The following is an 8,961-nucleotide window of genomic DNA, read 5'->3' as shown; positions in this document are numbered from 1 at the left end:
CGTAGGAAAAATGGATGAAAGCAAGGCATTGATTGCAGTAACTAGTTGTTCTAATTACAAAGTCAATAACAAAGACTAAAACGTAGTTTTATGTCTAGCTAGCATTCATTTTAACAAGCATAAATGAATAGATAATTATCGGATTTGGTATAACAATCTCTTAACAGAGTTGTAATTCCTTTGCTATTATTCAGCACTGATTGCGTTTATGATACTCAATTGCATTTATTAGGATAATAACATGATTAATTTTGCCGTTATTGGTAGTAACTGGATAACCGAAGAATTTGTTAAAGGGACATTAATCAATAATGATCTAAGATTAGCAGCTGTTTACTCCCGGTCTTTAAGTCGCGCGCAAAGTTTCGCCGAAAAATTTAACGTACAACAGTGCTTTGATGATCTGCAGGCCCTCAGCAAAAGTGACTTTATCGACGCGGTTTATATTGCCAGCCCCAACTCGTTACATTTTGAACAGACTTTACTGATGCTGGAAAATGGCAAACATGTCATATGCGAGAAACCCTTAGCCTCTAATAGCGAGCAGGTTGAAGCGCTTTACCGGGCAGCAGAGGCAAGCAATGTTATTTTGTTTGAAGCTTATAAAACAGCACATTTACCCAATTTTTTACAAGTAAAAAATAATCTGGATAAAATCGGCAAGCTGCGTAAAGCGCATATACATTACTGCCAATATTCCTCCCGTTATCAACGATACCTTGATGGTGAAAACCCGAATACCTTTAATCCGGATTTTTCTAATGGTTCAATTATGGACATTGGTTATTACTGTATTGCCTTTACCGTCGCCCTGTTTGGCAAACCAAAAAAGATCCAGGCAGATGCCGTTTTATTAGATTCCGGCGTTGATGGTTGTGGCTCAGTGCTGTTAAATTATGGTGATTTCTCGGTCACTATTGACCATTCCAAAATAAGTCATTCAGACTTAGCAAGCGAAATTCAGGGTGAGCAAGGCAATATACTGATTAAAAGCATCTCCTTATGCACAGAAATTACGCTGATGACAGACAGTGTCAGCGATTTAACGCAGACGCAGCATGAGAACAGCATGAGCGACGAAGCGAGTTTTTTCGCCAAGCAAATCAGAGAAGGGAAAATGGATCAGGAAGCGGTACAACGGGCCAAAACAACCTCTGCCGTGATCACCGAAATTCGCCGTTTAACCGGGGTAAGATTTCCTGCCGACAAGCAAATAACAAAATAATAAAAAACATTATTATTCACCAGCTAGCACAACTTAATGCCTTCAATATGGGGCAGTTCTAAGTTACTTGTTCAGTAATTTAGATAGCATTGTGCAGGCGCCTTTAATTAAATAGTTTCTATTTGCCCGGCACTTCATAATATAATAACAAACTGCCCCTTCTTAGGAGGGGCTTTTTCTTTTAAATTTTTACTGAGTAGTGACATGACAGAACAATACGAAAACCGATTTGGTGGCATTAAACGCTTATACGGCAGTAAGGCGCTTAGCAAATTTCAACAAAGCCACGTTTGTGTTATTGGTATTGGTGGTGTTGGCTCATGGGTTGTTGAAGCCCTGGCACGTTCCGGGATCGGCCAAATCACCCTGATTGATATGGACGATATCTGTGTAACGAATACCAATCGTCAAGTGCATGCCTTAGCAGATACCATTGGAGAAACAAAAATAGAAGCAATGGCCGCCCGCTGCCGATTAATAAACCCTGAAATACAATTGAATTTGATTGATGATTTTATTGATAAAGAAAACTGCTTTGAATATTTATCCAGTGAATTTGATTATGTTTTTGATGCTATAGACAGCATCAAAGCCAAGGTGGCATTAATCGCCCATTGTAAACGTAATAAGTATCCTCTGCTGACCTGCGGTGGTGCGGGCGGGCAGTTGGATCCGACCCAAATCCAAGTCACTGATTTATCACGCACAGTACAAGATCCTTTAGCTGCCAAAGTACGTTCGGAACTGCGCCGTTTTTTTAATTTCAGCAAAAACCCCAAGCGCAAGTTCAGAGTGGATTGTGTATTCTCCACCGAGCAGTTACGTTATCCGGATCTGCATGGTGAAGTTTGTCAGCAAAAATCAGAATCTGATGGCAATATGAAGATGGACTGTGCAACCGGATTTGGTGCCTCGACAATGGTAACGGCAAGCTTCGGCTTTGTCGGCAGTGCATTTATACTGAACAAACTGGCACAACAAGTCCAATAGCAAGAACGTCTCCATGTCCAGAAGCTATTGATCTTTAACAGGCTGTATCCGTGCCATTCAGTAGCACCTGTAGCCTGTTCCAATATTGCACATACACTTGCTCAAGCGTTAATGAATCTTTTGCGGGCAGAGACTGTTTCTCTAAAAAAGTGACACAGTCTAATAGCAGTTGATACTCTGAATACAGTCTGCTGATGCTATTCTGCAACGCTAATGCGTTTAACCAGGCACTGCGATAGTCCTTAAATATTTCAAAAACCCACAACCCAGTGACAATTGCGCAGATCAGCAGGCTCACATGCAGCCAATCCACTTGCCAATCTTGAAACTTGAAGCCGACAAAAAGCGTTGTTGCCATTGATAAGATGACTAACATCACTTTCAGGGAGAATGAGCGGCGCCAGATTTTATTCACTTTTTCGCTGCATCTTTTTATGATCAGTATAAACGCGAGGTCTAACTGTTTTTGCAGGGGGCGAACTTGATCCACTGCAGAGAGGATTGTTTTGTGTGCGGGTAATAGTTCAGCGATTACTACTGGTGCAGTCATAAGCTTTAATCCCATCTGGAATGAAAGGCTTTAAGCATCATTACCGATAATGATAGTACAAATATCACTAATCCCGGTTCCATCTCTACTTCCTTGAACTAACACATCTCGGGTGTAATAAACCACTGCAGACTCGCAGCCTCTGTTTCTATTTCGATACATGCGACCGCTGAGTTTTTAAATTTGAGTACCTGTTTATTACTATTACCGCTGATCAGCAGCGCTACTGCGTTGCAGAGGTTAGGCAGGTGCCCGATATACATGACCGCATCTTCAGTGAGTTGTGCAACCAATTTCGTTGCACTGTCTGTGGGTTCCATCCCCTTAATTGCAGCTACGTTACCGACGGCTAATATTTCAGAAAACAATAATGCAGTTTGTTGAGCACGTAATTTGCCACTATGACAAATTTTAGCGATTTTAATATGATGATCTTTTAAATAGGTTGCAACCTGACGAACCTGATCCATGCCGATATCCGTTAAAGGTCTGCTCGGATCAATCTCTTTCGAGTGCGCAATGCCATGCTGGACAAAATAAACCGTTTTCATCTTTTATCCTTGATAGTTACCCGATATTGATATCGGTGCTGGATTGATGCCTGTAACCGTTATCAATCAAAATTCAAGATAACGGTTATATACCCATGATACTTCAAGATGCAAAGTCAGCAAGGCAAATGGTGCCGGGATGCCAGGCATAAAATTGCAGTGCAGTTATTCTACAGAGAGATTTTATACCAACGCACATTGGTATAAGTTGCCTTGCCCTACAGGGCGCTGGCTCGAAAACCAGCTCTGCGTTGCAACAATCGAAAAGGGAATAACCATTACCTCATGCTGCGCCTTGATCTGGTCTTCGAGTTCGTGCCTGACAAAGCACTTTGAAGTAACATCGGTATAGAAACTGTAGACCGATTTCCAGCACAGGTAAAATTAAGCCTGTGACAGATCCAGCAATTCACGCAGCGCTACCTGGCACATACTGTACTCAGGGGCACTCACCGCCATTAAGGCATCCGCCATACGTTGCCAGCGTTCAAAAAGAATATGATTTGATGAATGCCATTCAACATAAGCCTCAGCGATATCAGTCCCCTCTTTTACCATTTCTAAGATACTCTTAGTGATCCTTATCTGTTGCCATTCAAGATCATCATGCATTGCTTCCCGCGCAAGAGACTGCCAGTTATTATCAACGGGTAGCAGGTTAAGCTGCTTAGCGACATCAAATAGTCTTAGTTGCTCTCCGCTATGGAAATAGACCTGCACAGCAAGTTGAGGTTCAATCTGCACTTTTGCAGCGACTAAAATAACCCCCAACATAGCATAAACCTGATCCACACTAGCCAACGAGTATGCCAGTTTTTCCGGAATCTTATCAGCGATTAACGCAGAGGCTGCCTGCTGTCGGTGGATAACAGATGCCCCACTTAAAATGCTGTCAAATTGCTCTGCCAACATTCTGATTGGCTGCTGATATTGCGCAATCAGCACGCCGATATTAAGATCCGTGCGGTGATTGCGAATAATCCAGCGCGTGCCCTGACCAACCATGTGTTTCAATCTCAGCATTAAATCACTTTGCACACCGGCAATCACTTGATTATCCAACGCCTCAATCTCTTCCATGATGGGAATCATTGCGAAAACCTCTCTGGCAGCCACCCAGGCCTTACAAATGTCCAGAAATGAACAACCTGTACTGGACATCAAGCGATGTACAAAAGTGGCTCCCATGCAGTTGAAAATATCATTGCTTATCTGAGTTGCAACGATTTCATTGACCAATGGGTGCTGATAAACTTCATTTTTATATTTCAGCACTAGCGCTTCGGGGAATATTTTTTCAGCTTCTTTAATTAAACAAGAGTCGCCGGAGACATGCTCATTGGCTAAAGCTTCCTTCATTTCATTTTTAGCATAAGCCAGCATCACAGCAATACACGGGCGCGTTAAACCCAAGTGGCTATTTTTGCGTTCATTAAGCAGATCTTCCGTCGGAATAAATTCAATACTGCGATTAAGTTTACCTTTCTCTTCTAAATTACAAATAAGCCGGCGGTATTCTTCAATACGTTTATACCCCTCTAAATAAGAAAGGCTGATACTTTGTGCCTGGCGGTAATTATTCTTAAGAACTATTTGTGCGACCTGCTCGGTCATATTAAGCAGCCAAAGATTACGCTGTTTAACCGTCAGATCACCGTCTGAAACCAATTTATCGAGTAGAATTTTAATATTAACCTCTAAATCTGAGCAGTTCACTCCTCCGGCATTATCAATGGCATCAGTAAAGCATAACCCTCCCTTTAAGGAGTATTCAATACGCGCCAACTGGGTTACACCCAAATTTCCCCCTTCACCAATCACCCGGCAGCGCAGCTGATTTGCATTAACCCGCAGAACATCATTCGCTTTGTCTCCCACATCGGCATGACTTTGTGTACTGGCTTTTACATAGGTGCCGATGCCGCCATTCCAAATCAAATCAACCTGTGCTTTTAATAACAGCGTTATCAACTCATTAGGGGTGACCTTCTTCTGCTGAATATCAAAACGTTTGGCCATTTCCGGAGAGACATAAATTGACTTGGCTTTGCGTTCAAAAACACCGCCACCAGCGGAAATTAAACTCTGGTTATAATCGTTCCACCCGGTTCCCGGGGTGTTAAATAAGCGTTTTCGCTCGGTAAAACAAGCCTGTAGATCCTTAGGCTCCGGATCAATAAATATATGCAGATGATTGAACGCTCCCAATAAAGAGATTGAATGCGAACTTAACATGCCGTTGCCAAAGACATCACCCGCCATGTCACCGATACCAATCACACTGATCGCTTGCTGCTGCACATCAACACCCAGCTCACGAAAATGACGCTGAACACTAATCCATGCGCCGCGCGCAGTGATCCCCATCGCTTTATGGTCATAGCCATTACTACCACCGGAGGCAAAGGCATCATTTAACCAGAAGTTTCTAGCCACTGCGATTTCATTGGCATAATCAGAAAAAGAGGCAGTGCCTTTATCCGCAGCAACTACAAAATAGGGATCATCGCTATCATACCTGACCACGTCCACCGGCGGTATAACCTTACCCTGCTCAAGGTTATCGCTTAGATCCAGCAGTGCGCTGACAAATAACTTGTAGCTGCTGATCCCCTCTTTCATAAAACGCTCTCTATCCATAGCCGGATGGAGTTTTTTCGCAACAAAACCACCTTTGGCACCGACCGGCACAATTACTGCGTTTTTGACCTGCTGTGCTTTTACCAGACCTAATATTTCCGTACGGTAATCTTCACGGCGATCCGACCAGCGTAAACCGCCTCGAGCCACTTTACCGCCGCGTAAATGCACCCCTTCTATACGCGGTGAATAGACAAAAATTTCCACATTTAAACGTGGCAACGGAATCTCTGTAATTTTACTGTGATCGAATTTAAAACTGATGTAGGGTTTATTTTTCCCCTCGCATTGCTGATAATAATTGGTTCGGATAGTGGCCATAATCAATTCAACATACTGCCTTAACACACGATCTTCATTAAGGTTTGTCACATCATTTAATGCGTTAAGTATTTTCTCTTCTAATTTTTTCTGTTTTTCCAGATCGATAACATTTTCCGGATCAAAACGTAACCTGAACAGTACCACTAACTCCTTCACCAGCAGGCTATGGTCCAGCAATGTTTTTGCGATTGAGTAGAGGCTGAAACCAAAGCGTATTTGTTTTAAATATTTCGCATATGCACGCAGCATGGCAATATCCCGCCAGGCGAGTCCAGTCCCTAAAATAAGTTTATTAAAGGGATCATTTTCAGCGAGCCCGTACCATATAGATAAAAATGCATCGGCAAAAACATCATGATATGTAGCAGGATTAAAATCAAATACCTGCGAATAAATTAAAGTGAAATCATATAACCAGAAAGATTTTTCTTTATTGGGCGTGACCTTATAAGGATATTCTTCAGCTACCTTCAGCCCAAGGTTTTCTAAAATCGGAATAAGATCCGATAACAATAACGCACCGTTCTGGTGGAAAAGTTTTAATTTTAACTCGCTGCCGTTAGGCTCCATGGAACGATAGAAACGCAAGGTCATGGCGCGTTCCTTATCGGAGTAGAGGGACTCTATACGTTCAATATCAGCCACGGCAACACGCGGACTAAAACTATCCTGATAACTTGGCGGAAATGCTAAATGGTATTTTCTAATAAGTTTTATGCCACGTTCTTCACCGAAATTTTCAATTAAAGACTCCTGTAACTCATCACTCCAGAGCTTGGTTAACTGTTTCATACGATCTTGTATGGCTTGTACTTCCAGGGGAGATTCAAGCGGAGTTTTTAACCTTAATACCAAACGTAAACGGGCTAAATTTGATTCACTTAAATAGGTTTGAAAATCGCGGTCGGTCACCTCTAAGGTGCGGCAGATTAACTCTTCAAAGTCCAACCTTACCTTGGTATTGTAAACATCGCGAGGCACGTACAAAATGGCCACGACAAATTGATTATTACCATCCATGCGTAAAAACAGTTTTAACTCTTTACGCTCCTGGGCATGCAGGACTTCGGTGGCATTTTGTAATAATTCATTTTCATCACATAACAGCAGCTCTTCAATCGGGTAGGTATATAAGATCTGGGAAAGCTCTTTATAATAATGCCCCCCCAGGCTATAACCCGACTGTTTTAACATATTCGCGAGTTTATTACGTATGATGGGAACATCAATGGGCGTACTGCTGTAAACAGAGGAAGTATATAAGCCGATAAAACGAAAACCGGACACTAACTTTCCTGCTTCATTAAAATGCTTGATATAAACGGTATCAGGGTAAGCTCTGCGATGAACCATGGCACGTTGCGATGCTTTACTGAAATGGACAAGAGTAGGCAACTTTAATGCCTCAGCTGATTCAAAATGGTAAACTTTATTCATAAAATCAGGGCGTTTTAACATCCCCAACTGACTCCCCGGCTCAGCTTTAATCTGCCCGTTTTCAACGCTAAATTGATCACAACCGAGAAAAGTGAAATGATCTTTTAACATCCATGATAAATAGGTCTGCTGCTCTTTTAAGTTTTCTATCTGGACTTGCAAATTATCTGCTTTACTGGCTTCAATCGCTTCTTTAAGCGTATTTTGTAAGGCTTCAAAATCATCAACCACCAGGGCAACATCTTCCAGCGCCGTTTGGATTTTAGCGGCAATCTGTTCACGCTCTGCCTTTGAAGTGGTTTGATCAATTTCAAAATAGAGTAATAATTCATTGACGTTTTCTCGTTCAAGAGAAATTAATTTTCCGTTTTTGTCCCGCTCTGTGGTCATTTCGCCATAATAAAGGCGGTGTAATTTCACATTTTCTTCATTTATAACCAGTTTTAATGTATCAATAACAAAGGGTGTATTGCGACATAAAACGGTCAGCACGGTATGCGTTGATTGCCACTCGTCCTGTTCAACATCCGGATTAAAAACACGGACTTTCGCCTGGTTTCCTTTCCACTTGAGGGTTTCACGCCATAATGAAACGGTCATTCCAGCCAGATCAGTTAGTGATATCTGGCTTAAATCAGTCACAGCAACATCCCGGAAAATGCATTGAATAAACTGATCCAGATTTTTTTGTTCTGGGAGCGAAAAATAGCTTTTTAGCCGGGAAAAGATTTGATCTAGAATATCCTGCTTTTGATTAAGTATTATTTTCATGCCTATCCCTCTGTTAAGTACTCTACAGCTGTTATGACTATAGCACTCTTAAACCACCATAAAATGAGAGCTGCTAGATAGTTACAGTATTTACTTTACAATCTGAAAACATTTGTTTTTATTCTCAGAAGAATAATTAAATGGGCTTGCAGAATGGCTATCGGGATGTGATTTTTAATGCTTATTCAGTGAATAATATTTTACAGAAGATACAACGTTATTGAATGACAGGTACAAAAAAAGCAACCGAAGTTGCTTTTTTAAGAGTAAATGAGAGTTGGCTTACATCATACCGCCCATTCGCACGATAACACATTGATACTTAATGCTATATTGAAGCTCACCCAGCTAAAGCAAGGTGATTCTTGTCGTCAACGGTTTAGGCATTGCAACATTAAGTTGCGGTAGTCTTCTAAAACCTCTTACAAGCGTTTAACGTGTCGGCACTACCTGCCGCCACGAATTTTTAAGCG

The 8,961-nt window shown here is 41.7% G+C and carries 5 protein-coding genes; 2 read left to right on the top strand and 3 right to left on the bottom strand.

Translation table 11 applies throughout. The features are described 5' to 3' along the window. Window positions 1-241 precede the first annotated feature (241 nt). A complete protein-coding gene (locus tag ABZA00_RS15150; RefSeq protein ID WP_372882996.1) occupies window positions 242-1,225 on the top strand; it encodes a Gfo/Idh/MocA family protein in 984 nt (327 codons plus the stop codon). A gap of 204 nt (window positions 1,226-1,429) precedes the next feature. Beyond that, a complete protein-coding gene (gene tcdA, locus ABZA00_RS15145; protein WP_372882995.1) occupies window positions 1,430-2,215 on the top strand; it encodes a tRNA cyclic N6-threonylcarbamoyladenosine(37) synthase TcdA in 786 nt (261 codons plus the stop codon). Between the two features lie 34 nt (window positions 2,216-2,249). Here the strand turns inward: tcdA and ABZA00_RS15140 are convergent, their stop codons facing one another. The 3 genes from ABZA00_RS15140 to ABZA00_RS15130 form a co-directional block, all read right to left on the bottom strand. Further along, on the bottom strand, window positions 2,250-2,765 hold the full coding sequence (locus ABZA00_RS15140; protein WP_372882994.1) for a hypothetical protein: 516 nt from the start codon (window positions 2,763-2,765) through the stop codon (window positions 2,250-2,252). A 98-nt stretch (window positions 2,766-2,863) separates the two neighbouring features. Continuing rightward, window positions 2,864-3,316 carry a phosphohistidine phosphatase SixA gene (sixA, locus tag ABZA00_RS15135; protein WP_372882993.1) on the bottom strand — a complete coding sequence of 151 codons (453 nt, stop codon included), beginning with the start codon at window positions 3,314-3,316 and terminating at the stop codon, window positions 2,864-2,866. Between the two features lie 384 nt (window positions 3,317-3,700). Then, a complete protein-coding gene (locus ABZA00_RS15130) occupies window positions 3,701-8,488 on the bottom strand; it encodes an NAD-glutamate dehydrogenase (RefSeq protein ID WP_372882992.1) in 4,788 nt (1,595 codons plus the stop codon). Window positions 8,489-8,961: the final 473 nt, after the last annotated feature.

Origin of the sequence: Psychromonas sp. (assembly GCF_041586535.1) — a bacterium.
Lineage (GTDB): Bacteria > Pseudomonadota > Gammaproteobacteria > Enterobacterales > Psychromonadaceae > Psychromonas.
Note: the sequence above shows the minus strand (reverse complement) of the source record. Positions and strands in the feature narration are given on the sequence as shown.

Excerpts from the sequence above, each read along its gene's own strand:
- ABZA00_RS15140 (WP_372882994.1), bottom strand. The coding sequence starts at position 2,765 with ATGACTGCACCAGTAGTAATCGCTGAACTATTACCCGCACACAAAACA.
- sixA (WP_372882993.1), bottom strand. The coding sequence starts at position 3,316 with ATGAAAACGGTTTATTTTGTCCAGCATGGCATTGCGCACTCGAAAGAG.
- ABZA00_RS15150 (WP_372882996.1), top strand. The coding sequence starts at position 242 with ATGATTAATTTTGCCGTTATTGGTAGTAACTGGATAACCGAAGAATTT.
- ABZA00_RS15130 (WP_372882992.1), bottom strand. The coding sequence starts at position 8,488 with ATGAAAATAATACTTAATCAAAAGCAGGATATTCTAGATCAAATCTTT.
- tcdA (WP_372882995.1), top strand. The coding sequence starts at position 1,430 with ATGACAGAACAATACGAAAACCGATTTGGTGGCATTAAACGCTTATAC.